The organism is Pseudomonas nitroreducens, assembly GCF_010994165.1.
GTDB classification, from domain to species: domain Bacteria; phylum Pseudomonadota; class Gammaproteobacteria; order Pseudomonadales; family Pseudomonadaceae; genus Pseudomonas; species Pseudomonas nitroreducens.
In genome coordinates, this window is record NZ_WMBX01000002.1 from 125004 (window position 1) to 149284 (window position 24281).

The 24281-nt window shown below is 65.0% G+C and carries 20 protein-coding genes; 8 read left to right on the plus strand and 12 right to left on the minus strand.

The window, feature by feature from the left end:
* Window position 1 precedes the first annotated feature (1 nt).
* Both GJV37_RS08585 and ppsR read right to left on the minus strand, forming a co-directional pair.
* On the minus strand, window positions 2–1588 hold the full coding sequence (locus tag GJV37_RS08585; protein ID WP_193452326.1) for a DUF3300 domain-containing protein: 1587 nt from the start codon (window positions 1586–1588) through the stop codon (window positions 2–4).
* 162 nt (window positions 1589–1750) lie between these two features.
* Window positions 1751–2569, minus strand: a complete 819-nt coding sequence (gene ppsR / locus GJV37_RS08590) for a posphoenolpyruvate synthetase regulatory kinase/phosphorylase PpsR (RefSeq protein WP_017516884.1) — start codon at window positions 2567–2569, stop codon at window positions 1751–1753.
* A gap of 166 nt (window positions 2570–2735) precedes the next feature.
* Here ppsR and ppsA point away from each other — a divergent pair, with 166 nt between their 5' ends.
* From ppsA to GJV37_RS08630, 8 genes are all read left to right on the plus strand, one after another.
* Window positions 2736–5105: a phosphoenolpyruvate synthase gene (ppsA, locus tag GJV37_RS08595; RefSeq protein WP_038803688.1), complete on the plus strand. Its 2370-nt coding sequence runs from the start codon at window positions 2736–2738 to the stop codon at window positions 5103–5105.
* Window positions 5106–5170: 65 nt separating this feature from the next.
* Window positions 5171–6145, plus strand: coding sequence for an alpha/beta fold hydrolase (locus tag GJV37_RS08600; RefSeq protein WP_193452327.1), 975 nt, complete (start codon window positions 5171–5173; stop codon window positions 6143–6145).
* Window positions 6146–6241: 96 nt separating this feature from the next.
* Window positions 6242–6730, plus strand: a complete 489-nt coding sequence (rraA, locus tag GJV37_RS08605) for a ribonuclease E activity regulator RraA (protein ID WP_024765711.1) — start codon at window positions 6242–6244, stop codon at window positions 6728–6730.
* Between the two features lie 101 nt (window positions 6731–6831).
* Window positions 6832–7830: a zinc transporter ZntB gene (locus tag GJV37_RS08610; RefSeq protein ID WP_024765712.1), complete on the plus strand. Its 999-nt coding sequence runs from the start codon at window positions 6832–6834 to the stop codon at window positions 7828–7830.
* A 54-nt stretch (window positions 7831–7884) separates the two neighbouring features.
* Window positions 7885–8133 carry a hypothetical protein gene (locus GJV37_RS08615; RefSeq protein WP_037010426.1) on the plus strand — a complete coding sequence of 83 codons (249 nt, stop codon included), beginning with the start codon at window positions 7885–7887 and terminating at the stop codon, window positions 8131–8133.
* Between the two features lie 2 nt (window positions 8134–8135).
* The gene (locus GJV37_RS08620; RefSeq protein ID WP_024765714.1) at window positions 8136–8960 is read left to right on the plus strand and encodes a mechanosensitive ion channel family protein; all 825 of its coding nucleotides are present in this window, start codon (window positions 8136–8138) and stop codon (window positions 8958–8960) included.
* 73 nt (window positions 8961–9033) lie between these two features.
* On the plus strand, window positions 9034–9624 hold the full coding sequence (sigX, locus tag GJV37_RS08625) for an RNA polymerase sigma factor SigX (protein ID WP_065084150.1): 591 nt from the start codon (window positions 9034–9036) through the stop codon (window positions 9622–9624).
* A 108-nt stretch (window positions 9625–9732) separates the two neighbouring features.
* Window positions 9733–10794: an OmpA family protein gene (locus GJV37_RS08630; protein ID WP_024765716.1), complete on the plus strand. Its 1062-nt coding sequence runs from the start codon at window positions 9733–9735 to the stop codon at window positions 10792–10794.
* 67 nt (window positions 10795–10861) lie between these two features.
* On the opposite strand, the gene cobA is transcribed toward GJV37_RS08630, so the two are convergent.
* The 10 genes from cobA to GJV37_RS08680 all read right to left on the minus strand — a co-directional run bounded on the left by cobA (window position 10862) and on the right by GJV37_RS08680 (window position 24064).
* Window positions 10862–11599, minus strand: coding sequence for a uroporphyrinogen-III C-methyltransferase (gene cobA, locus GJV37_RS08635; RefSeq protein ID WP_024765717.1), 738 nt, complete (start codon window positions 11597–11599; stop codon window positions 10862–10864).
* A 36-nt stretch (window positions 11600–11635) separates the two neighbouring features.
* Window positions 11636–14350 carry a nitrate reductase gene (locus tag GJV37_RS08640; protein WP_170859581.1) on the minus strand — a complete coding sequence of 905 codons (2715 nt, stop codon included), beginning with the start codon at window positions 14348–14350 and terminating at the stop codon, window positions 11636–11638.
* 35 nt (window positions 14351–14385) lie between these two features.
* Window positions 14386–14715: a nitrite reductase small subunit NirD gene (nirD, locus tag GJV37_RS08645; protein ID WP_084359110.1), complete on the minus strand. Its 330-nt coding sequence runs from the start codon at window positions 14713–14715 to the stop codon at window positions 14386–14388.
* Window positions 14716–14771: 56 nt separating this feature from the next.
* Window positions 14772–17222, minus strand: coding sequence for a nitrite reductase large subunit NirB (gene nirB / locus GJV37_RS08650; RefSeq protein WP_193452328.1), 2451 nt, complete (start codon window positions 17220–17222; stop codon window positions 14772–14774).
* A gap of 272 nt (window positions 17223–17494) precedes the next feature.
* Complete coding sequence (locus GJV37_RS08655) at window positions 17495–19159, minus strand: bifunctional protein-serine/threonine kinase/phosphatase (protein WP_193452622.1); 1665 nt, start codon at window positions 19157–19159, stop codon at window positions 17495–17497.
* Window positions 19160–19306: 147 nt separating this feature from the next.
* Window positions 19307–20518, minus strand: a complete 1212-nt coding sequence (locus tag GJV37_RS08660) for a nitrate/nitrite transporter (protein ID WP_193452329.1) — start codon at window positions 20516–20518, stop codon at window positions 19307–19309.
* Between the two features lie 319 nt (window positions 20519–20837).
* Window positions 20838–21266, minus strand: coding sequence for a thioesterase family protein (locus GJV37_RS08665; RefSeq protein WP_024765720.1), 429 nt, complete (start codon window positions 21264–21266; stop codon window positions 20838–20840).
* 98 nt (window positions 21267–21364) lie between these two features.
* On the minus strand, window positions 21365–22057 hold the full coding sequence (locus GJV37_RS08670) for a polysaccharide lyase family 7 protein (RefSeq protein WP_193452330.1): 693 nt from the start codon (window positions 22055–22057) through the stop codon (window positions 21365–21367).
* Between the two features lie 223 nt (window positions 22058–22280).
* Complete coding sequence (locus tag GJV37_RS08675) at window positions 22281–22859, minus strand: ANTAR domain-containing response regulator (protein WP_037010417.1); 579 nt, start codon at window positions 22857–22859, stop codon at window positions 22281–22283.
* Window positions 22860–22861: 2 nt separating this feature from the next.
* Window positions 22862–24064, minus strand: coding sequence for a CmpA/NrtA family ABC transporter substrate-binding protein (locus tag GJV37_RS08680; RefSeq protein ID WP_193452623.1), 1203 nt, complete (start codon window positions 24062–24064; stop codon window positions 22862–22864).
* Window positions 24065–24281 lie beyond the last annotated feature (217 nt).

Sequence of the window (24281 nt, forward strand, 5' to 3'; positions counted from 1 at the left end):
CCTATCGGCGTCCGCCGCCACGAGGCGCGCGGGCAGGTCGTTGTACGGCATGCCCGGCGCGCGCCGCCTGCGGGCGGCTGGCAGCGGCGCGGCTGACTTGCCCGCGGTTGGCGAGCTCGCGGGTCTTCCGCGGATTGTTGGCACCGGCGAACGCGTTGTTGCGGGGAGCCTGGGTCCGGGCGTGCTGCTGACGGGCCTGTTCACGAATTTTCTGGTTGTTCTGCGCCCTCGGTCGCTGCTGGGATTGTGCGTTGCGGCTCTGTGCCACGTTCTCCGCGCGCTGGCGGGCCTGGTTGACGTCACGCGGTTCGCGGTTGGCCTGCTGGGCACGCTGGAGGGCCTGCGGGTTGTCGCGCAGATCGCGGGTCGCAGCCTGGGCGCGCTCACGTGCCTGCTGATTGTTTGCAGGCGGTGCGACTCCCCGCTGGGCCAGGCTTTCCCGTGCGCGAGAGCGCTCCTGCGCCTTGGCCGAGTCGAAGCCGCGCATGGCCTCGCGCTGCTCGCCACCGGCAAGCCGGCGGTTGTACTGCTCGCGGCTGCGGGTATCGCGATAGGGCACGCCGTTGCGGTAGGTCGGGTCATGGCGCCAGGCGGTGCGATTGCCGTTGACGGTGCGGTTGCTGTTGAAGTCGCGGTTGACGTTGACGTTCCGGTTGCTGTTGAAGTTGTTGTAATGCTCCACGTCGACGTCGATCTCGTGGTCGTCCCAGTCGCAGTCGCCCCAGAGCGAGCCGACGATGGCGACGCCAGCGCCAAATGCCAGGCCGGTCGCCAGTGCAGTGGCTACCGGGTATTCGGGCGGAGGCGGGTAGTAGACCGGTGGGCTCGACGGATAGGCCCAGGTGCCGTAGACCTGCGTCGGGTTGTAGCTGGGGACGTAGACCACCTGCGGATCGGCCGGCTCGATGATGATGGTTTGCGCCGGCGCCGATTGCTGCACAACCGCGGTACCACCGCTGGGCGCGGGCTGAGCGGGAGCCGGCGACGCCGGTTTGACGGTGACGGTCTGCTGCTCATTCGACTGCAGGTTGCCGGCGGCCTGGGCCTGGCGACGCAGGCGCTGGATGGCGTCCATCACCGCATCAGGCTGGGCCAGGAAGGCATCGCCGACCCGCTGTACCCAGACCGGGTCCTGTCCCAGCGTCGCCAGTACAAGTGGGAAGGCAACCAGCGACTGGACGCTGGGGTCCCATGGCTGATCTGCCACCTGCTTTACGGCGTCGTCGCCACTGACTTTGGGGTGCGCCTTCGACCATGCTGCCGCGTCGGCCACATTGCCGGGGTAGGTAGTCGCCATCAGCACCTGCGCCAGCAGGGAGTCGGGATACAGCGCCAGGGGCGCGAGCATCTGGTCCAGTTGCTCAGGGGTGAATACGGCCTGGGACTGTTGCTCTGCAGGGGCAGGGGCAGGGGCGGTGGCTGGTGGCGCGGGCGCAGCAGCCTGGGTCGGTGGTGGCGCTGGCGCGGCGGCAGGCTGAGTGGTAGCTGGGGGGCTCGGGTTGGCCGCCTTGGCTTTGGGTGGTTTATCCGAATCGCAACCCGACAGCGCCAGCAAGACGACCAGAACCAGGTACTGACATTCTCGCATGGCGCTCTCCTGTGCCGTTGCAGTGGAATGCCCGCCCCATGACATAGGTCACGGGTAATTCGTGGGTCTGGAGAATGATAGGCGCAGCGGTGAGAAGCTGCCGAAAGATCAACGGCCGGTATGACCGGCCGTCGAGCGCAGAGGCGATGAGTCTCGGAGGGATTACTTCAGGCGGCGCTCGACACCTTTTTCCACCAGGATCTTCGCGGAGATTTCCTCCACCGAGAAATGTGTGGAATTGATGTAGGCGATGTTCTCGCGGCGGAACAGGTTCTCCACCTCGCGAACTTCGAACTCGCACTGGGCGAAGCTGGCGTAGCGGCTGTTGGGCTTGCGTTCGTGGCGGATGGCGGTGAGCCGGTCCGGGTCGATGGTCAGGCCGAACAGCTTGTGCTTGTAGGGCTTGAGCGCATTGGGCAGCTGCAGGCGCTCCATGTCCTCTTCGGTCAGCGGGTAGTTGGCCGCACGGATGCCGTATTGCAGGGCCATATAGAGGCAGGTGGGCGTCTTGCCGCAACGCGAGACGCCGACCAGGATCAGGTCGGCCTTGTCGTAGTAGTGGGTGCGGGCGCCGTCGTCGTTGTCGAGGGCGAAGTTCACCGCATCGATCCGCTCCATGTAATGCGGGTTATGGCCGATGCTGTGGGATTTTCCGACGGAATACGACGAGTCTGAGGATAATTCTTGCTCGAGCGGGGACAAAAAGGTCGAGAAGATGTCAATCATGAAACCGTTGGATTGCGCCAAGACCGAACGGATCTCACGATTGACGATGGTATCGAAGATGATCGGTCTTGCCCCGTCCGCCTCCGCAGCCCGATTGATTTGCTGTACCATGACGCGCGCTTTTTCTTCGGTATCGATGTAAGGTCGCGTCAGTTTGGTGAAGTTGATGTTCTCGAACTGCGCCAGAAGGCTCTGGCCGAGGGTTTCGGCAGTGATGCCGGTGCCGTCGGAAATGAAGAATGCAGTTCGTTTCATGTGCGCTGCGGGCCTTATTAGGTAGGATCGAATCCTGGTTATGATAGGCCCCACGTTTGCAAGGCCCTTTGCCGGGGCATTCTCACCCATTTTTCCGGCTCCGGCCAGAAGGGTGGGGCCGCTCCGACTCGTATGACCTTTTCCAACACTTAGTGGAGAGATCACCTTGGTAGAGTACGTAGTTTCCCTCGATAAGCTCGGCGTCCACGATGTCGAACATGTGGGGGGCAAGAACGCATCCCTGGGCGAAATGATCAGCAACCTCGCCGGTGCCGGCGTTTCCGTACCGGGTGGCTTTGCCACTACCGCCCAGGCCTACCGTGACTTCCTCGAGCAGAGTGGCCTGAACGATCGCATCCACGCGGCGCTCGATGCCCTGGACGTGGATGACGTCAACGCCCTGGCCAAGACCGGCGCGCAGATCCGCCAGTGGGTGATGGACGCCGAGTTCCCCGAGCGCCTCGATGCCGAGATCCGCAAGGCCTTTGCCGAGATGGCCGGCAGCAATGACAACATGGCCGTTGCCGTGCGTTCCTCCGCCACCGCCGAAGACCTGCCGGATGCATCCTTCGCCGGCCAGCAGGAAACCTTCCTGAACATCCGCGGCGTGGACAACGTGATCCGCGCGGCCAAGGAAGTCTTTGCCTCCCTCTTCAACGACCGTGCCATCGCCTACCGCGTCCACCAGGGCTTCGACCACAAGCTGGTCGCCCTGTCCGCCGGCGTGCAGCGCATGGTTCGTTCGGAAACCGGCACCGCCGGGGTGATGTTCACCCTGGATACCGAATCCGGTTTCCGTGACGTGGTGTTCATCACTGGTGCCTACGGCCTCGGCGAGACCGTGGTGCAAGGCGCGGTGAACCCCGACGAGTTCTACGTCCACAAGCCGACCCTGGAAGCCGGCCGGCCGGCCATCCTGCGCCGCAACCTGGGCAGCAAGGCCATCAAGATGATCTACGGTGACGAAGCCAAGGCCGGTAAATCGGTCAAGGTGGTCGATGTGGAGAAGGCCGATCGCGCCCGCTTCGCCCTGTCCGACGCCGAAGTGACCGAACTGGCCAAGCAGGCCCTGATCATCGAGAAGCACTACGAGCGTCCGATGGACATCGAGTGGGCCAAGGACGGAGACGACGGCAAGCTGTACATCGTGCAGGCCCGTCCGGAAACCGTGAAGAGCCGTTCCAGCGCCAACGTGATGGAGCGCTACCTGCTCAAGGAAAAAGGCAAGGTCCTGGTCGAAGGCCGCGCCATCGGCCAGCGCATCGGCGCCGGTCCGGTGAAGGTGATCCACGACGTCTCGGAGATGGACAAGGTCCAGCCGGGCGACGTGCTGGTCTCCGACATGACCGACCCGGACTGGGAACCCGTGATGAAGCGCGCCAGCGCCATTGTCACCAACCGTGGCGGCCGTACCTGCCACGCTGCGATCATCGCCCGTGAACTGGGTATCCCGGCTGTCGTCGGCTGCGGTAACGCCACCCAGGCGCTGAAGGATGGCCAGCGTGTGACCGTGTCCTGCGCGGAAGGCGATACCGGCCTGATCTACGAGGGCGAGCTGGGCTTTGACGTTCGTCAGAACTCGGTCGATGCCATGCCCGACCTGCCGTTCAAGATCATGATGAACGTCGGCAACCCCGATCGCGCCTTCGACTTCGCCCAGCTGCCGAACGAAGGCGTGGGCCTGGCTCGTCTGGAATTCATCATCAACCGCATGATCGGCGTGCACCCCAAGGCGCTGCTGAACTTCGCCAGCCTGCCTGCGGACATCAAGGAAAGCGTCGAGAAGCGCATCGCCGGTTACGACGATCCGGTCGGCTTCTACGTCGAGAAGCTGGTCGAGGGTGTCAGCACCCTGGCCGCTGCCTTCTGGCCGAAGAAAGTCATCGTGCGCCTGTCGGACTTCAAGTCCAACGAATACGCCAACCTGATCGGCGGCAAGCTCTACGAGCCGGAAGAAGAGAACCCGATGCTCGGCTTCCGTGGCGCCTCGCGCTACATCAGCGAATCCTTCCGTGACTGCTTCGAGCTCGAATGCCGTGCGATGAAGAAGGTCCGCAACGAAATGGGCCTGACCAACGTCGAGCTGATGGTGCCGTTCGTGCGCACCCTGGGCGAAGCCTCCCAGGTCGTCGATCTGCTGGCCACCAACGGTCTCAAGCGTGGTGAGAACGGCCTGCGCGTCATCATGATGTGCGAACTGCCGTCCAACGCCCTGCTGGCCGACGAGTTCCTCGAGTTCTTCGACGGCTTCTCCATCGGCTCCAACGACCTGACCCAGCTGACCCTGGGCCTGGACCGTGACTCGGGCATCGTTGCGCACCTGTTCGACGAGCGTAACCCGGCGGTGAAGAAGCTGCTGTCCAACGCCATCCAGGCGTGCAACCGCGCTGGCAAGTACATCGGCATCTGCGGCCAGGGCCCGTCGGACCATCCGGACCTCGCCAAGTGGCTGATGGAGCAGGGCATCGAGAGCGTGTCGCTGAACCCCGACTCGGTCCTCGATACCTGGTTCTTCCTCGCCGAAGGCCAGGCTTGACGTTTCCCTTACCATCCTGAGAAGGGCGGGTGATTTCACCCGCCCTTTTTTGTGCAATAGATTCCATGCAAAGCAGCAGTCAACTCTTTCCCGTCGCGCTCGTGAGCGCCGAACTGCGTGGCGACCTCACCGAGGACGTCTACCGCCTCAAGCCCAATAACAGCCCTGACTCCAGCGTCGAGCTGGCGGTCACCCGTCTCGGCCTTCCAGACGGGCGTCGAGGCGTACCGGTGATTCTGCTGCATGGCAGTTTCTCCAATCGGCGCTTCTGGTTCTCGCCCAAGGGCATCGGGCTGGGTGCCCACCTGGCGCGTGCCGGCTTCGACGTGTGGATCGCGGAAATGCGTGGCCACGGCCTGTCGCCGCGCAACGAGGACTACGACCGTAACCGGGTCGCCGACTACGCGCGCTTCGACCTGCCGGCCATCGCCAATTTCGTGGTCGAGCTGAGTGGCCAGGTGCCGCATTGGCTCGGCCACTCCCTGGGCGGCGTGACCCTCGCCGCCGCCCTGGGTGGTGGTTACCTGGGTGATCAGCAAGCGGCCAGTGCGGCGCTTTGCGGCAGCCAGGTCAGCCGCACCTACTGGCCGCTGAAGTTGCCCCCGGTGGCGTGGAGCGGGCGGTTCCTGCTCAAGCGCATGGGCGGCCTGTCCGGGGCCCGACTCAAGCGTGGGCCGGAGGACGAGCCGCTGGGCCTGGCGCTGGAGGCCCTGCACTGGTACAGCCTGTTCGGCCGTTTCGGCGAGAAGGGCAATGACTGGTGGGCCGGGCTGCAGAAAGTCTCCGTGCCCGTTCTGGCGGTCGGCTCCGATGGCGACATCCAGGACCCGGCCTGGGCCTGCCGCAAGCTACTGGAGCAGTTTGGCTCCGAGGTGCGTGAATATCTGCACCTGGGGCGTCGTCAAGGCTTCTCCGAGGATTTCGGCCACGTTGACATGCTGATCAGCAAGGGCGCCCAGCGCGAAGTCTGGCCACAGCTGCAGCATTGGCTGGAGCACGGTTGCCTGCCAGCGGGGCAGGGCGCTCTGGCGCAGGCTTGAGCTTGGCGTGGCAGGGAGTAGACTGTGACGCCATTGCGGCTTTCGGTCACATCCAGGCCTGAAGCCCTGGCGGATTTCATCAAGAGGAGCGTCTCCATGCATTACGTCACCCCCGATCTGTGCGATGCCTACCCGGAGCTGGTCCAGGTCGTCGAGCCGATGTTCAGCAACTTCGGCGGGCGGGACTCCTTCGGTGGCGAGATCGTCACCATCAAGTGCTTCGAGGACAACTCGCTGGTCAAGGAGCAGGTCGAGAAGGATGGCAAGGGCAAGGTGCTCGTGGTGGATGGCGGCGGCTCGCTGCGTCGCGCGCTGCTGGGCGACATGCTCGCCGAGAAAGCCGCCAAGAGCGGCTGGGAAGGCATCGTGGTGTACGGCTGCATCCGTGACGTCGACGTGATCGCGCAGACCGACCTGGGCGTGCAGGCACTGGCCAGCCACCCGATGAAGACCGACAAGCGCGGCATCGGCGACCTGAACGTCGCCGTGACCTTCGGCGGCATCACCTTCCGCCCTGGCGAGTTCGTCTATGCCGACAACAACGGCATCATCGTTTCGCCTAAAGCGTTGAAAATGCCGGAATAATTCGAACCTTCCCACAAGGTTTCGAGTCAATGCCGGGAGCGGAAGCTTCCGGCATTTTTCATGGGGCTGCGTTCACGCGATCTGGAGCGAGGGGAGAGGGCATGCAGCAGTACGAAAGCGGCACGGAGCGCGGGTTGATCGACGGCTTCGTGCTGGATGGCCATGGTGGCGGTCGGCGGATCACCCGTAGCGAATTGCCGCTGCTGGACCTCAAGCCCGAGGAAAGCCTCTGGGTGCACTGGGATCGCGGTGTGCCCGAAGCCCAGGCCTGGTTGCGCGAGTCCAGCGGGCTGAACGAGTTCGCCTGCGACCTGCTGCTGGAGGAGGCAACACGACCGCGCCTGGTGGACCTGGGCGGCGAGCGCCTGCTGCTGTTCCTGCGCGGGGTGAACCTGAATCCCGGTGCGGTCCCGGAGGACATGGTCTCGCTGCGGGTCTATGCCGAGTCGCAACGCGTGATTTCCCTGCGCTTGCGTCCGCTCAAGGCCGTGGCTGACCTGCGCGCCGACCTAGATGCGGGGCGCGGCCCCAAGACCGCGTCGGAAGTCGTCCTCTACCTGGCCCATTACCTCACCGATCGCGTGGATACCCTGATCGGCGGCCTGGCCGACCAGCTTGACGCCATGGAAGAAGCCATCGAGGAGGACGAGCGCAGCATTCCCGATCAGCATCAGTTGCGCACCCTGCGTCGACGTGCCGCAGGCCTGCGGCGATATCTCGCGCCCCAGCGGGAGATCTACTCGCAGATGGTCAAGTTCAAGCTGTCCTGGACGGTCGCCGACGACGCCGATTACTGGAACGAGTTGTACAACCGCCTGACCCGCAACCTGGAAGAGCTGGAGCTTGTCCGAGAGCGCATCAGCCTGATCCAGGAAGCCGAACATCGTCGAATTACCGAGCGAATGAACCGCACCATGTACCTGCTTGGTATCATCACCGGCTTTTTCCTGCCCATGAGCTTCGTGACCGGGCTTCTGGGTATCAACGTCGGTGGCATTCCGGGTGCGGATGCGCCGTATGGGTTCGTCGCCGCCTGCCTGTTGATCGGTGGTCTGGCGACATTCCAATGGTGGATCTTCCGCCGCCTGCGTTGGCTCTAGGTGTGACTTTCGAGGTGGTGGGGGCGTCAAGCACCTCACACAGGCGAGGTGCGTATGCACGACCCATTTGAAGAATCCTTGCGCGATCTGCTGCGAATGCCCCCGGAACAGCCGGGCGACGATTCGCGCCTGGACCGCGTGCTCAAGACCGCCAACCGCCAGGTGGGCGCGGGCGATCTGTTCAGCCTGATTGGGCACTGGTTCCAGGCCCTTTCCATCGGCGTGAGCCGTGGCGCCGCACACCTTGCACCCGTCTCGCGCCACGCGCAGAATTCCGCCCCTTCCGCTGACAAGGCCGACTGAACATGCAATTCGACATCTGGACGCAAAGCCTGCTCACCGCGATGAACACCCTGTGGGGCAAGCTGGCCGGGTTCATCCCGAACCTACTCGCCGCACTGGTGATCGTGCTGCTCGGCTTCGTCGTCGCCAAGCTGCTGGACGCGCTGCTTTCCAAGTTGCTCGCCAAGCTCGGCCTCGACCGCCTGATGGCAGGTACCGGCCTGACCAAGCTGCTGTCGCGCGCCGGGATCCAGGTGCCGGTTTCGACCCTGATCGGCAAGATCATCTACTGGTTCGTGCTGCTGGTGTTCCTCGTCTCTGCCGCGGAGTCCCTGGGCCTTCAGCGTGTCTCGGCGACCCTGGACATGCTCGCGCTGTACCTGCCCAAGGTGTTCGGCGCAGCACTGGTGCTGATCGTCGGCATCCTGCTCGCCCAACTGGCCAACAGCCTGGTGCGTGGCGCTGCCGATGGCGTCGGCCTCGAATACTCCAACGGCCTAGGTCGTGTCGCTCAGTGGCTGGTCATCATCATCAGCATCTCGGTCGCCATCGGCCAGCTCGAGGTGAAGACCGACCTGCTGAACTACATCATCGCCATCGTGCTGATCACCATCGGTCTGGCCGCTGCGCTGGCGCTGGGCCTGGGCAGTCGCGAAGTGGCGGGGCAGATTATCGCGGGGATCTACGTGCGTGAGCTGTATCAGGTCGGACAACAGGTGAAAGTGGCGGATGTCGAAGGCATCATCGAGGAAATTGGTACCATCAAGACTATTCTGCTGACAGACGAGGGTGAGCTGGTGTCGATCGCCAACCGCATCCTGCTCGATCAGCGTGTGACCAGTCGCTGAAGATGATGACCGATTGCCGGTCCGGCTTCCCGAAAGCCGCGCCGGACGCTGACTTGACCTGGCCCGACCCGACTTGAACAAGCCGCAATCATTGTCCGTGCGCTATGACCCGCGCCAGCTCACCGATGAGGAGCTGGTGGCGCGTTCTCACGAGGAGCTTTACCACGTGACGCGGGCCTACGAAGAGCTGATGCGCCGCTACCAGCGCACGCTGTTCAACGTCTGTGCGCGCTACCTGGGCAACGACCGGGACGCCGATGATGTGTGTCAAGAGGTCATGCTCAAGGTGTTGTATGGTCTGAAGAACTTCGAGGGCAAATCGAAGTTCAAGACCTGGCTGTACAGCATCACTTACAACGAGTGCATAACCCAGTATCGGAAGGAGCGGCGCAAACGCAGATTGCTCGATGCGCTGAGTCTGGATCCAGTCGAGGAGGCATCTGAAGAGAAGTCTCCGAAAGTCGAAGAACGGGGTGGGCTAGACCGCTGGCTAGTTCATGTCAATCCCATTGATCGGGAAATCCTAGTCCTTCGATTTGTAGCTGAACTGGAGTTCCAGGAGATCGCCGATATCATGCACATGGGGCTTAGCGCCACGAAAATGCGCTACAAGCGTGCACTCGATCGAATGAGAGAAAAGTTTTCCAATGTGACGGAATCTTAGTCGGGGAAATATTGTCTCTCTGTTTGGGAAGTTCTGATAAACTTGCCACCCAAGTTGTACGGCCTATGGTTGGACAACTTATTGACCACCAAGATGGGGATTTAACGGATGAAACTGAAGAACACCTTAGGCGTCGTAGTTGGCTCGCTGATCGCCACCGCCGCTGTCAACGCGTTCGCTCAAGGCCAGGGCGCCGTCGAAGTCGAAGCTTTCGGCAAGCGCTACTTCACCGACAGCACCCGCAACATGAAGAACGCCGACCTGTACGGCGGCTCGGTCGGCTACTTCCTGACCGACGACGTCGAGCTGGCTCTGTCCTACGGTGAGTACCACGACGTACGTGGCACCTACGAGACCGGCAACAAGAAGGTCCATGGCAACCTGAGCACTCTGGACGCCATCTACCACTTCGGCACTCCGGGTGCTGGCAACCTGCGTCCGTACGTTTCCGCCGGCGTTGGCCACCAGAGCCTGACCAACATCAACTCCGACAACGGTGGCCGTCAGAACCTGACCATGGCCATGATCGGCACCGGTCTGAAGTACTACTTCACCGAAAACTTCTACGCCAAAGCCAGCCTCGACGGTCAGTACGGCCTGGAGAAGCGTGACAACGGTCACCAGGGCGAGTGGATGGCAGGCCTGGGCGTTGGTATGAACTTCGGTGGCGGCGCCAAGCCGGCCCCGGCTCCCGAGCCGGTTGCTGAAGTCTGCTCCGACTCCGACAACGACGGCGTCTGCGACAATGTCGACAAGTGCCCGAACACTCCGGCCAACGTCACCGTTGACGCCAACGGCTGCCCGGCTGTGGCTGAAGTCGTTCGCGTTCAGCTGGACGTGAAGTTCGACTTCGACAAGTCCAAGGTTAAAGAGAACAGCTACGCTGACATCAAAAACCTGGCTGACTTCATGAAGCAGTACCCGTCCACCTCCACCACCGTTGAAGGCCACACCGACTCCGTCGGCACCGACGCCTACAACCAGAAACTGTCCGAGCGTCGTGCCAACGCCGTTCGTGACGTACTGGTCAACGAGTACGGTGTTGAAGGCGGCCGCGTAAACGCTGTTGGTTACGGTGAGTCCCGTCCGGTTGCTGACAACGCAACTGCCGAAGGCCGCGCTGTTAACCGCCGCGTAGAAGCCGAAGTAGAAGCCCAGGCCAAGCAGTAATCGGTCCGAGCTCCTGAGAAAAACCCGGCCTAGGCCGGGTTTTTCTTTGCCTGCAGGAAAGTGAGGCTCAGGCGCTACGGGCTAGTGTTGCCTGCTGCGCAGCGGCTGCGACTTCGCCGACCACCAGGATTGCCGGGCTCTTCAGGGCGAAGTGCTGGGCGTCTTCCAGCATGTCGCCCAACTGGCTGCGGTATTCGCGTTGGGCGGGCAGGGATGCGTTCTCGATCATCGCCACTGGTGTGCAGGCAGCCATGCCGCCTTCGATCAGCCCGTCGCGGATTTCCGCCAGTTTCGCCACACCCATGTACACCACCAGGGTCGTCCCGCCTTCGGCCAGGGCTCGCCAATTCAGCGGACTATCGTCCTGGGTGTGGGCGGTCACCAGGGTCACTCCACGGCTGACGCCGCGTAGCGTCACGGAAATGCCGCATTGGGTAGCGGCTGCCAGTCCGGCGGTGATGCCATTGATCAGTTCGCATTCGATTCCCCTTGCCTTGAGCCAGTCTGCCTCTTCGCCGCCACGGCCAAAGATGCACGGGTCGCCGCCTTTCAGGCGCGCCACGCGGCGACCCTGCCTTGCGTAGCGCAGCATCAGGCGGTGGATGAAGTCCTGTGGTGTGGAGCGGCAGCCGCCGCGCTTGCCGACGGAAATTACCCGCGCGGACGAGCAGTGCTCCAGCACGGCGGGATTCACCAGGTCGTCGATCAGCACCACCTCGGCCTGGGCCATGGCGCGGACGGCCTTCAGGGTCAGCAGATCCGGGTCGCCGGGACCGGCGCCGATCAGCCAGACTTTTCCACTCATGTCGTTTCCCTCAGGCTGCCTTCTTCGCGGCTCGCTTCAGGCGGTCGCCGCCAGCGGCTTGCGGGCCAGCAGGCGCTTGATTTCCGGTACGCAGGAGCCGCAGGCGGTCCCGCACTTGAGTTCGCATTTGAGGCCTTCCAGGTCCAGGCCCTGGTCAATGCCGGCTTGTATGCGGCGTTGGCTGACGTTCAGGCAGTTGCACAATGTCTTATCCGCGGCCGCCCCAGCATTGCCAGGGGCGGCGCTGAGCGGGGCGAGCAGCCAGCGGCGCAGCTCCTGGTCGGCGCGGCCTTCTTTCCACAATTCGCGCAGCCAGGCGCGGGCGGCGGTTTCGCCGGCCAGGCGCAGCGAGACAATTCGCGATTGTTCGATACGCACGCGTTTGCCGACGGTGCGGCGCGGGTCGTCGTAGGCCATGACCGGGCCATCGGACAGGCCGAGCAGAGTATCGATGCGGGCCAGCCACTCCGCGCTGGGTGCCTCGACGTGCGCAGCGCGGATCACCAGTGCCGGTCGCTCGCGGCCGGTGGGGCTGAAGCTGGCGTAGCGCAGCTCTTCGAACAGCGGGCGCAAGGCATCGAAGCGCTTTTGCACCTCGCCTTCCACCAGGGCGAAGAACTGCCAGGGCAATTCGATTCGACTGACCTCGACCGTGGCGTGCTTCAGTTCGGGTTGGCGTGATAGCGGGTCCACGGCAGGCAGGGTCAGGACGTTGATGCCGAGCCCCTTGAGATAGCGGTCGCCCCAGTGCATGGGCAGGAAGGCCTGGCCGGGGCGCAAACGCTCGTCGGCCTGCACCGGCAGCACCAGTTCACCGCGGCGGCTGTGCAGACGGACCAGTTGGCCGTCGCTGATGCGCCGGCGGCGCAGTTCGTCCGGGTGCAGCCCGAGCACGGCTTCTTCGACGTGGCCGAACAGTTGCGGCGCTGTGCCGGTGCGGGTCATGCCGTGCCACTGATCGCGCAAGCGGCCGGTGTTGAGGATCAGCGGATAGCGCGCATCGCGCTTCTCCTTCGGTGCGCGATAGGGTTCGGCAATCAGCCGGGCGCGCCCATTGATGGTGGGGAACTGTCCGTCGCCATACAGGCGCTCGGTGCCGAGCAGCGCGCCGGGGCGGAAGGGCCACTGCTGCGGACCATGGGTGTCCAGCAGCGCGTAGTCGATGCCGGAGAGGTCTAGGTCGCGCTTACCGGTCAGCAGCTTGTATTCGTCGAATAGCGCGGACGGCGATGTGAAATCGAACAGGCTGGGCTCGCCGGGACGCAGGTGTTGCTCCAGGCGGCGGGCGAAATCGCAGACGATGCTCCAGTCCGCCCGGGCCTCACCGATGGCGGGAACGGCCGGGCGCACGTGGCTGATGCGGCGTTCGGAGTTGGTCACCGTGCCTTCCTTCTCGCCCCAACTGGCGGCCGGCAGCAGCAGGTCGGCGTACTGGCAGGTCTCGCTGGTGGTGAAGGCTTCCTGGACGATGATGAAGGGGCAGGCGGCCAGGGCTTCGCGCACGCGAGTCTGGTCCGGCAGTGATTGGGCCGGATTGGTGCAGGCGATCCACAGGGCCTTGATGCGGCCGTCGCGGACCGCATCGAAGAGTTCGATGGCGCTCAGGCCGGGATTTTCCGGGAGCTTTTCGACTCCCCAGTAAGCGGCGACTTCCGCGCGGTGTTCGGCGTTCGAGGCTTCGCGGTGTCCGGGCAACAGGTTGGACAGGCTGCCGGTTTCGCGGCCGCCCATGGCGTTGGGCTGGCCGGTGAGGGAGAAGGGGCCGGCGCCGGGGCGGCCGATTTGCCCGGTAGCCAGGTGCAGATTGATCAGCGCGCTGTTCTTGGCGCTGCCGGCGCTGGACTGGTTGAGCCCCATGCACCAGAGCGAGAGGAAGGCGGGCGCCTGGCCGATCCACTGCGCGGCACGTTGCAGGTCGCCCACGGCGATGCCGCAGATTTCCGCCACGGCCAGCGGGCCGTAGTCGCGCACCAGTGCTTTCAGCTCATCCAGGCCCTCGGTGTGGGTGTCGATGAAGGCGCGGTCGATCCAGCCTTCCCAGAGCAGGATGTGCAGAATGCCGTGGAACAGCGCGACGTCGGTGCCGGGCAGGATCGCCAGGTGCAGATCGGCCGCCTCCGTGGTGTCGGTGATGCGCGGGTCGATGACGATCAGCTTCATTTCCGGGCGTCGCGCGCGGGCTTCTTCCAGGCGGCGGAACAGCACCGGGTGGGCGTAGGCCATGTTGCTGCCGGCGATCATCACGCAGTCGGCCAGTTCGATGTCCTCGTAGCTACAGGGCGGGGCGTCTGCGCCGAGGCTGCGCTTGTAGCCGACCACCGCCGAGGACATGCACAGGCGCGAGTTACTGTCGATATTGTTGGTGCCGATCAGGGCGCGGGCCAGCTTGTTGAAGGCGTAGTAGTCCTCGGTGAGCAACTGGCCGGACACATAGAAGGCCACGCTATCCGGCCCGTACTCGCGGATGGTTTCGGCGAAAACGCCAGCGGCGTGTTCCAGCGCCGTATCCCAGTCTGTACGGCTACGAGCCAGGCCCTTGCCCAGGCGCAGCTCGGGGAACTGCGCGCGGGCATCTTCATCGCCGGTGAGGTGCAGGGTCGAGCCTTTGCTGCACAGGCGGCCGAAGTTGGCTGGATGCTGCGGGTCGCCCTGTACGCCCAGGATGCGCTCGTCGTCGTGTTCGATCAGTACGCCGCAACCTACGCCGCAGTAACAGCAGGTAGATGCGGTGGTGCGACGGTTGTTGGTCATGGCGCAGCCTCGCTCTGAATCAGAAGCACGGGAAATCACGCGCAGTGGGCGAGGTTGCCGCGCAGGGCCAGCAGCACGCGGCCATCCTCGACCTTCGCCTCGTGGCGATGGGCGCAGCCCTGGTCGGGAGCCACGGCTTCACCGCTGGCCAGCTCTATCTGCCAGTTGTGCAGGGGGCAGGCCACGCGCTTGCCGTAGATCAGTCCCTGGGACAAAGGGCCGCCCTTGTGCGGGCAGCGGTCATCGAGGGCGAAGACTTCGTCGTCAGAGGTGCGGAAGATCGCGATGTCGCCCTGGGGGCCGGCGATGACGCGCGAGCCCAGCGGGTTGATGTCGTCCAGGGCGCAGATGTCGAACCAGTTCATGGGGTGTCTCCGGCAATCGGGTAGTAAGGGCCCCGATGGTGGGGCCCGGCGGGCACTCAGGCGGGCTCCAGCTGCTTTAGCGGAATCCGTTCGAATTCCTTCTTCAGCGGTTGCTGGGCGATGCGCTCCTGCCACGGGTCCTGCTCCAGCGACAGGGAGAATTGCAGGCGTGCATTGAGCGCCTGGCGGTTCTCCGCGTCGTCGAGCACGGCCTTCCTGATGTGCTGCATGCCGACCCGTTGCAGGTAGTGCACGGTGCGCTCCAGGTAGAAGGCTTCCTCGCGGTAGAGCTGCAGGAAGGCGCCGCTGTACTCGCGCACCTCGTCGGCGGTCTTGAGCTTGACGAAGAACTCCGCCACCTCGGTCTTGATTCCGCCGTTGCCGCCGATGTACAGCTCCCAGCCCGAATCCACGCCGATGATGCCGATGTCCTTGATACCGGCCTCGGCACAGTTGCGCGGGCAGCCGGAGACCGCCAGCTTGACCTTGTGCGGCGACCACATGTTGAACAGGTCGTGCTCCAGGTCGATGCCCAACTGGGTCGAATTCTGCGTGCCGAAGCGGCAGAACTCGCTGCCCACGCAGGTCTTCACGGTGCGGATGGATTTGCCGTAGGCATGGCCGGAGGGCATGTCCAACTCCTTCCAGATTGCCGGCAGGTCATCCTTTTTGATGCCCAGCAGGTCGATGCGCTGGCCGCCAGTAACCTTGACCATGGGCACCTGGTACTTGTCGGCGACGTCGGCGATGCGCCGCAGTTCGGCGGCGTTGGTCACGCCGCCCCACATGCGCGGGACCACCGAGTAGGTGCCGTCCTTCTGGATGTTGGCGTGGGCGCGTTCGTTGATCAGGCGCGACTGCGGGTCATCCTTCGCCTCGCCCGGCCAGGTGGAGATCAGGTAGTAGTTGAGTGCCGGGCGGCAGGTGGCGCAGCCGTCCGGAGTGCGCCACTCCATGAAGCGCATGGCGGCGCTCAGGCTGATCAGGTGATGGTCGCGGATCGCCTGGCGTACCTGGCCGTGGTTGAGGTCGCTGCAGCCGCAAATGGCTTTCTCGCTCTTGGGCTTCACGTCCGCCGCGCCGCCCACGGTACTGATGAGGATCTGTTCGACCAGCCCTGCGCAGGAGCCGCAGGAACTGGCGGCCTTGGTGTGCTTCTTCACCTCGTCGACGCTGAACAGGCCGTTCTCCTGGATCGCCTTGACGATGGTGCCTTTGCACACGCCGTTGCAGCCGCAGACTTCGGCGCTGTCGGGCATGCTCGCCGCGCTGCTTTGGCCCTGGTGGCCGACGTCGCCCAGACTGCTTTCGCCGAACATCAGGTGGTCGCGGATCTGCGCGACGTTGTGGTTCTCGCGGATCTGCCGGAAGTACCAGCCGCCGTCGGCGGTATCGCCGTAGAGGCAGGCGCCGACCAGCACGTCGTCCTTGATCACCAGTTTCTTGTACACGCCGCCGATGGGGTCGGAGAGGGTGATGGTCTCGGTGCCTTCGCCGCCCATGAATTCACCGGCGGAGAACAGGTCGATGCCGGTGACCTTGAGCTTGGTGGAGGTCACCGAGCCCTGGTAGCGGGCGAAACCGAGCATGGCCAGGTGGTTGGCGCAGACCTTGGCCTGCTCGAACAACGGCGCCACCAGGCCGTAGGCGATGCCGCGGTGGCTGGCGCATTCGCCCAGGGCGTAGATGCGCGGGTCGTAGGTCTGCAGGGTGTCGTTCACCAGGATGCCGCGGTTGCAGGGCAGGCCGGTCTTTTCCGCCAGTTCGGTGTTGGGGCGGATGCCGGCGGCCATCACCACCAGGTCGGCGGCGATCACTTCGCCGTCCTTGAAGCGGATGGCGCAGACGCGGCCGCTGCCGTCGTCGATCAGCTCTTCGGTGTGGGTGTTCAGGCGGAAGTGGATGCCGCGCGATTCCAGCGCTTCCTGCAGCAGCTTGCCGGCGGTGCGGTCCAGCTGGCGCTCCAGCAGCCAGTCGGCGAGGTGCACCACGGTGACGTCCATGCCGCGTTGCTTGAGGCCGTTGGCCGCCTCCAGGCCGAGCAGGCCGCCGCCGATGACCACCGCGTGGCTGTGGCTGGCGGCGGTGTCGATCATGGTCTGGGTGTCGGCGATGTCGCGGTAGCCGATCACGCCCTGCAGGCGGCTGCCCGGCACCGGCAGGATGAAGGGGTTGGAGCCGGTGGCGATCAGCAGGCGGTCGTACTCGGCCTCGGTGCCATCTTCGGCGTACACCTTGCGACGATGGCGGTCGATGCGGGTGACCTTGCGGTTGAGCAGCAGGCGGATGCCGTTCTCGCTGTACCAGTTGAGGTCGTTGAGGACGATGTCCTCGAAGGCCTGCTCGCCGGCCAGCACGGGGGAGAGCAGGATGCGGTTGTAGTTGGGGTGGGGCTCGGCGCCGAACACGGTGATGTCGTAGAGGGCGGGCGCGATCTTCAGCAGTTCTTCGAGGGTGCGTACGCCGGCCATGCCGTTGCCGATCAGTACGAGCTTGAGCTTTTTCATGTCAGGGCTCCGCGTCACGGAAAAATCACGGAAAACAAAAAAGGCGTCCCGCCGGTTACCCAGCGAGGACGCCTTTGTCCAAGTCCCGTTCGATCGGGAAGTGCGAGCCTCTTCGTTGAGGGACGCGCTTTTGTAGATTGTTGAAACGGTTATTGCAGGGGCTGTGCCAACTTGCTCGATCTCCGGTTTCCGGGGCTTTCAGGTAGATCGCCCGGAGAATCGTCGTTTTTGCTGCACTGCGGTGATGCGTTCTGGGCCGAACTGGTGCGCCCTTAGCCCTGGTGCAACAACCAGAGCAGCAACCCCAGGTTGATCGCCAGGGAGGCGAGGGCAACGCCGCGCCAGACTCTCAGCGGCTCGCGCTCCAGCAGGGGGCGCGGACGCGCTGGTGCCTGCCGTTCGCCTTGTTCCAGGGCGAGCAGGCATTCCTCGGCGGTCTCGAAGCGCTGCTGCGGCTGGGCGGCGGTCAGCTTTGCCAGCCAGTCGTCGAGCCAGGCCGGTATATCCGGGCGATAGCGGCTGGCCGGTGCGGGCGTGCCGAAACGCGGATGCTGGAAGGCTTCGATCTCGCCATAGGGGTATTGGCCGCAGAGCAGTCGATACAGCGTGACACCGGCGGCGTAGAGGTCCTGGCGCGCATCCGGCGGCGCGCCCTGGAAGGATTCCGGCGCCAGGTAGCTCGGGGTGCCGGGCAGGTCGTGCGGGTCTTCCTGCGACAATCCGGGGCAGTGGGCGAGGCCGAAGTCCAGCAGGCGCAGTTCGCCGTCGTCGGCCCAATGCAGGTTTTCCGGCTTGATGTCGCGGTGCAGGATGTTGCGCCTGTGCAGTTGGCCCAGGCCACGTAGCAGGCGCTGGGCGAGGTCGAGCCAGTCGGGCAGGTTCAGCGGGCCGTGGAGTTTCAACTGCTCGTCCAGCGTCTGCCCCGGATACTCGCGCATCGCGTAATAGAGATGCTGGCGCTGCGGCAGGCTGTGCAGTTCGGGGAAGTAGCGGCCTTGCACGCGACGCAGAAACCATTCCTCCAGCAGCAGCGACTGGGCGGCTTCCGGAGAATCGCGCAGCGCTGGCGGCAAGGTCTTGAGCAGCCAGGGACGATTCTGCCGGTCGCGCACGCGGTAGATCAGCGACTGGCGGGATTGGGCCAGCTTGCCTTCGACCTGCCAGCCCTCGAATTCCTGGCCGTCTCTGAGCGAGGGCGACGCTGGCCAGTGGACGAGTTGGGCGAGGGCGTCGCCGAGGCTCGCGGGCGGCAGTTCGTCCACCTGCAGCAGCAGGGCGCTGGCGTTGTCCTGGCTGCCGGCCAGGTGGGCGGCGCTGACCAGTGCGTCGACGCAGGCTTGCAGGCTCTGTGCGTCCTCCAGCAGGCGCTGGATGGCACTGTCACCCAGAGCGGCCCAGATGCCGTCGCTGACCAGCAGGAAGCGTTGCCCGGCTTCCAGTTCTCCGTCGCGGTAGTCCACCACCAGGTGTTGGTCGAGGCCCAGTGCGCGCTTGAGCACGTGTTGCATGCCGGGTTGTTCCCAGACGTGATCCTGGGTCAGGCAATCCAGAACGCCTGCGTGCCAGCGGTACAGGCGGCAATCGCCGACGTGGGCAAGGGTGAATCGCCGGCCCCGCAGGACCAGCGCGGTGAGGGTGGTGAGCAGCGGCTGGCCGCCGCCGTTGGCCTGCAGCCAGCGGTTCTGCGAGATCAGCAGGCGGTCGAGGGCCTGGGCGACGGCCCAGGTCTCGGGAGTGGCGTAGTAGTCGGCGGCCAGCGCCTGCAGGGTCAGGCGCGCGGCCAGGCCGCCGTCGGCGCACTGGCTGACGCCGTCGGCGATGGCGAACAGGTGCCCCTTGCTGGCGGCCAGTCCGGCGGGCGGGGTGACCACCCGCAGGGCGTCCTGGTTCTCGGCGCGCGGGCCGGTGGCGCTGGCCTGGGCGAAGCTCAGGCGCAGCTCATTGCAGGAGCGAGCTTGTGACCCACAGGGATGTGGGGAATGCCGAATATTGTCGGGAACAGAGTCGGCCTCGCGAACGCCTTCCCCGGTGACCTCCACATCAAGCGGTTCGCGAGCTAGCTCGCTCCTACAAGGGCGCATCGTTCAGACCCGCGCCGCGGTAACGGCCGCGCTGCCCCAGGTGGTACGCCAGCGAGCCTTCACCGCGTGCAGGCCGAACCAGGCCAGTACGCCGAGGCTGGCGAACAGCCAGAGGCCGATCTGGTAGTCACCGGTGGCCTGCTTGATCGCACCCAGGCCGGCCGTCAGGCAGAAGCCGCCGATGCCGCCGGCCATGCCGATCAGACCGGTCATCACGCCGATGGTCTGGCGGAAGCGTTGCGGCACCAGCTGGAATACCGCTCCGTTGCCCGCGCCCAGGCTGAGCATGGCCACCACGAAGAGGCTGAGCGCGGCCACCGCGCTGGGCAGGTGGAAGCCCACGGCGGCGATGCAGATAGCGGCGACGGTGTACATCACCAGCAGGCTGCGGATGCCGCCGATGCGATCGGCCAGGGCACCGCCCAGCGGGCGCATCAGGCTGCCGGCGAAGACGCAGGCGGCGGTGTAGTAGCCGGCTTTCACCGGGTCGAGGCCGTACTGGTCGTGGAAGTAACCGGGCAGGGTGCTGGCCAGGCCGAGGAAGCCGCCGAAGGTCACACTGTAGAAGAACATGAACCACCAGCTGTCACGGTCGCCCAGGGCCTTCAGGTAATCCGCCAGAGACTTGACCGGCGGCCGCTCCGGGGCGTTGCGGGCGAGCAGGGCGAACACCAGCAGGGTGGCCAGCAGCGGGATCAGCGCGAAGCCGAAAACGTTCTGCCAGCCGAAGGCGGCAGCGATGGCCGGGGCGAACAGGGCCGTCAGCACCGTGCCGGAGTTGCCCGCGCCGGCGATGCCCATGGCCTTGCCCTGGTGCTGCGGCGGGTACCACTGCGAGGCCAGTGGCAGCGCCACGGCGAACGAGGCGCCGGCCATGCCCAGCAGCACACCGAGGATCATCGCCTGCTCCAGGCTGTGGATGCCCAGCTGCCAGGCGCCGAACAGCGCGCAGATGACGATGATCTGACCGAAGATGCCCGCGGCCTTGGGTGACCAGCGATCGGCCAGCAGGCCCATCAGGAAGCGCAGGATGGCGCCGGAGAGGATTGGCGTGGCGACCATCAGCGCACGCTGTTGGGTGGTCAGTTGCAGGTCGGTGGCGATCTGCACGGCCAGCGGGCCGAGGACGTACCAGACCATGAAGCTCAGGTCGAAATACAGGAAGGCGGCGAAGAGGGTCGGCGCATGGCCGGCTTTCCAGAAACTCGTGTTCATCGAACACCTCATCAGCAACGGTTGAGGGCTCCGGTCAGGCGCTCACGTGGCAGCCGCCGGGCTCGGGAAAGGTCCTGCTGAGCCCCTGCGCCGGGGCAAACGAAAAAGGCGTCGCTCCACCCACCGCAAGCTGCGGGTGTGGATGCGACGCCTTTGTCGTAGGTTGGGTAATCGCCGTTGACTACCGCCGCCCTTTACTGAGCAAGGTGCGGGCCAAGGTGAAAGAACCCCGACGGATCAGGGCGATGCCGGATGAGGTGGGATCAGCAATGATCCAACGTGGGGCGCTCCGATGGATGGCGCGCGCCCTGCTGGAGCGTCAGGCGATCCAGTTGACGTTGGGGAAGGTGTCGCGGAATGCCGTCGGTATCTCCACGACCTTGCCGATCTTGTAGTCGAAGAACACGAAGCCGGACTTGGCCATCGCCACCAGGGTTCCGTCGGCCGGGCGGGTGATGCGGAAGATGATGTCGCCGCCGTACTTGTTGAAATCCATGACGCCGACCTCGAACAGCAACTGGTCGCGGGCGTGGGCTTCGGCGCGGTAGGTGGTGGCGAGGTCGGTGACGATGATGCCGGTCTCGCGGATGCCGTAGTCGAACAGGAAGCGCGCGCGGGCCTCGGAGATCATCGAGATCATCGAGTCGTTGCCCAGGTGGTTGGCGCCGTTGATGTCGGTGACGCGGACGGTGAGCTTGGTGCTGTAGATGAACAGTTCTTCGGGGAATTCCAGTTTCAGGCGGGCCATGGCGATCTCGGTGACAAGGCGGCGGGTAGTGCGGATGTGCCGCGCATTCTACGCGCAGTCCGCTGCTCCCGCGCCTCATCAGGCCACTGAATGGCGGGTCAGCGATGCGCCATGTTCAGGTGGAAGACGGTCACCCGCGCACCCTCGCCGCTGTTGCCGTAGTTGTCGTTGATATAGGCCCCGGCCTTGAAGTAGAGCAGTTGCTTGGACCAGGTGGTGCTGAGGATCTTGCGGTAGTAGTTGGCGCGGCCGTCGGAGGTTTCCACGCGAATGGCCAGGTTGCCCACCGAGGTGACGCGCAGGCTGTAGTTGAAGGCCTGATCCAGCGCGACATTGTCGATCAGCGGCACATTGATGCTGGCCCTGTCGTCGGGGTGGTTGCGTACCAGGGCTTCGAGTCGCCCGCTCGCCAAGGTTGGCAGATAGTGGTACTGCAGCTTGACCAGTGGCTCGCCATCACCGGTATAGGGCGAGCGGCTGTGGATCTGGCCGATGATGATCTTTTTCTTCGATGGCACCTGCTGGACGCTCATGGTCACGCGCAGCTCGTTGTCGCCCTGGTTGTAGTACCAGTTGGCGACTTCGCCGGCGGTGGTTGTCTCGCGCAGTTCACTGCGGGGATAGACGCTGTCGGAGGTGTGCGAGCCGGTGACGGGCACCCAGAACACCAGCTGGTTGCCGTCTCTCTTGAAGTAGCGGCTCTGGTAGCCCCTGGCGATCTGCTCGGTGGTGACTTCGGTGGGGCGTGGGTCGGTGGGAACGCTGAGGTTCCAGGTGCTGAGGTCGATCATGGGCTTGCCCTTGCTGAGCCGCGTGTGCGGCGAGGTCGGGTGGGCGCCGAGGTGCCTAGCCGGCGGCGGCCACTGCGATGCGCCATCGAACCCTGCCGATGACGCTCCGGGGGCCCGGCCTGGAGCCGGGCGGGCGCAGCATAGGACGTTGCCGGGAGGGCAGGGGCCAGCTTGGCGGCTGGCGAAATGATCGCGCCGTGCCGTCGCTGGCAGATGGCCGGTCTCAGTGCCCGAGCATTTCATGCATCGCGATGATCTGTTCCGCCACCTGCGACAGCTTCTGCTGTCGGCCCATGGCCTGACGGCGCATCAGGGTGTAGGCCTCCGCCTCGGCGCAGCCCTTCATTTTCATCAGCAGTCCCTTGGCCAGCTCGATGCGCTTGCGCTCCGCCAGTTGCTGCTCGCGGGCCTGTAGTTGGGCGCGCAGGGCCTGGTCGCTCTCGAAGCGGGCCATGGCGACGTCGAGGATCGGCTGCAGGCGCTGGGCCTGGATGCCCTCGACTATGTAGGCGCTGACCCCGGAGCGGATGGCCTGGCGCATCACCTGCGGGTCGTGCTCGTCGGTGAACATGACGATGGGGCGTGGCTGGTCGCGGCTGACCAGCACCACCTGCTCCATCACGTCGCGGCCGGGGGATTCGGTGTCGATGAGGATCACATCGGGGCGCAGGGCTTCCACCCGCTGCGCGAGATCGACCGTGAGGCCGGATTCGTCGATCACTTCGAAGCCGCACTCCACCAGGGCAGCCCTGAGGCGCCCGACCTTCTTCGGGGTGTCGTTGATCAGCAGAACGCGCAGCATGCTCAACCTCGTTCCGCCAGGGCATTCAGCTCGAAGCTGCGGGCATAGCCGGCCGGATCGCTGCCATCCCAGAGGCGACCGTCGATCAGGGTGGAGGTGCGCATTTCGCTGTCCGGCACGCTGACGCCCAGGGCGCTGGCGGCTTCGCGGTACAGCGCGAACTGCTGGACCTGACGAGCGATGCCGAGGTAGTCGACGTCCTCGCGCAACAGGCCCCAGCGGCGGAACTGGGTCATGAACCACAATCCGTCGGAGAGCCAGGGGACGTTCGCCTGCCCGTCGTTGAAGAAGCGCAGCGGGTGCGCGTCCTGCCAGGCGTGGCCGAGGCCGTCCTGGTAGCGGCCGAGCAGGCGCGGTTCGATGCTGGCGAGCGGGGCGTCGACATAGTCCTCGCTGCTGATCAGCCGGGCGGCGCTGCGCAGGTTGTCCTGGCTGGCTTCGATGAAGCGGCTGGCATCGAGAAGGCTCATCACCAGCGCGCGAGCCGTGTTGGGGTATTGCTCGACGAAGGCGCGGGTGGTGCCCAGGACCTTTTCCGGGTGGTCGGGCCAGATCTGCTGGCTGGTGGCGAGGGTGAAACCCATGCCTTCGTCCACGGCCAGCGCGCCCCAGGGGCCACCAGCGCAGAAGCCGTCGATGCGTCCGGCCCTGAGGTGCTCGACCATCTGCGCTGGCGGCACCACCAGGCTGCGCACGTCCTGCAGCGGGTGAATGCCGTGGGCGGCCAGCCAGTAGTAGAGCCACATTGCGTGCGTGCCGGTGGGGAAGGTGTGGGCGAGGGTGAGTTGCGCACCGTTCTGGCGCACATGGCTTTGCAGTGCTTCAGCAGAGGTCACGCCGTCGCGCATCAAGGGGGCGGAAAGGTTGATCGACTGGCCGTTCTGGCACAGGCCCATGAGCACGGCCATGTCCGTGGCGGGGGCGCCGCCCAGGCCCAGTTGCAGGTCGTAGATCAGGCCGTAGAGGCTTTGCGCCGCATCGAGCGCGCCGTTCAGCAGGCGGTCGCGCAGGCCGGCCCAGGAGCTTTGGCGTTGCAGGTTCAAGGTCAGGCCGTAGGGCTGGCCGAAGCCCTGGGTTGCGGCCACCACCAGGGAGGCGGAATCGGTGAGGGCCATGAAGCCAAGGTTGAGCGCGGCCTTCTCCGGGGCATCGGAGCCGGCTACCCAGGCCAGGTTGCCCGGCAGTGCGCTGGTACTGTCGATCATCTCCACCTCTGAACGCGCGCTCATGCACGCTCAATACAAAAAGGCGCCGCTCCACCGGCCTTCGAGGGGCGGTGGCAGCGACGCCATTGTCAGAGGGCGACCCGCCGTTGGATCACCGTTTATGAAGGCAGAGCAAGAGCTGTGCCAGGGAAGCGGCGGAAAAAAGAAGCCCCGCCATGGAGAGCGGGGCGCAGAGGAAGGGAGCGCACCTCTGGAG

Excerpts from the sequence above, each read along its gene's own strand:
- GJV37_RS08585 (WP_193452326.1), bottom strand. The coding sequence starts at position 1,588 with ATGCGAGAATGTCAGTACCTGGTTCTGGTCGTCTTGCTGGCGCTGTCG.
- ppsR (WP_017516884.1), bottom strand. The coding sequence starts at position 2,569 with ATGAAACGAACTGCATTCTTCATTTCCGACGGCACCGGCATCACTGCC.
- GJV37_RS08600 (WP_193452327.1), top strand. The coding sequence starts at position 5,171 with ATGCAAAGCAGCAGTCAACTCTTTCCCGTCGCGCTCGTGAGCGCCGAA.
- rraA (WP_024765711.1), top strand. The coding sequence starts at position 6,242 with ATGCATTACGTCACCCCCGATCTGTGCGATGCCTACCCGGAGCTGGTC.
- GJV37_RS08610 (WP_024765712.1), top strand. The coding sequence starts at position 6,832 with ATGCAGCAGTACGAAAGCGGCACGGAGCGCGGGTTGATCGACGGCTTC.
- GJV37_RS08615 (WP_037010426.1), top strand. The coding sequence starts at position 7,885 with ATGCACGACCCATTTGAAGAATCCTTGCGCGATCTGCTGCGAATGCCC.
- GJV37_RS08620 (WP_024765714.1), top strand. The coding sequence starts at position 8,136 with ATGCAATTCGACATCTGGACGCAAAGCCTGCTCACCGCGATGAACACC.
- GJV37_RS08630 (WP_024765716.1), top strand. The coding sequence starts at position 9,733 with ATGAAACTGAAGAACACCTTAGGCGTCGTAGTTGGCTCGCTGATCGCC.
- cobA (WP_024765717.1), bottom strand. The coding sequence starts at position 11,599 with ATGAGTGGAAAAGTCTGGCTGATCGGCGCCGGTCCCGGCGACCCGGAT.
- GJV37_RS08640 (WP_170859581.1), bottom strand. The coding sequence starts at position 14,350 with ATGACCAACAACCGTCGCACCACCGCATCTACCTGCTGTTACTGCGGC.
- nirD (WP_084359110.1), bottom strand. The coding sequence starts at position 14,715 with ATGAACTGGTTCGACATCTGCGCCCTGGACGACATCAACCCGCTGGGC.
- nirB (WP_193452328.1), bottom strand. The coding sequence starts at position 17,222 with ATGAAAAAGCTCAAGCTCGTACTGATCGGCAACGGCATGGCCGGCGTA.
- GJV37_RS08660 (WP_193452329.1), bottom strand. The coding sequence starts at position 20,518 with ATGAACACGAGTTTCTGGAAAGCCGGCCATGCGCCGACCCTCTTCGCC.
- GJV37_RS08665 (WP_024765720.1), bottom strand. The coding sequence starts at position 21,266 with ATGGCCCGCCTGAAACTGGAATTCCCCGAAGAACTGTTCATCTACAGC.
- GJV37_RS08670 (WP_193452330.1), bottom strand. The coding sequence starts at position 22,057 with ATGATCGACCTCAGCACCTGGAACCTCAGCGTTCCCACCGACCCACGC.
- GJV37_RS08675 (WP_037010417.1), bottom strand. The coding sequence starts at position 22,859 with ATGCTGCGCGTTCTGCTGATCAACGACACCCCGAAGAAGGTCGGGCGC.
- GJV37_RS08680 (WP_193452623.1), bottom strand. The coding sequence starts at position 24,064 with ATGATCGACAGTACCAGCGCACTGCCGGGCAACCTGGCCTGGGTAGCC.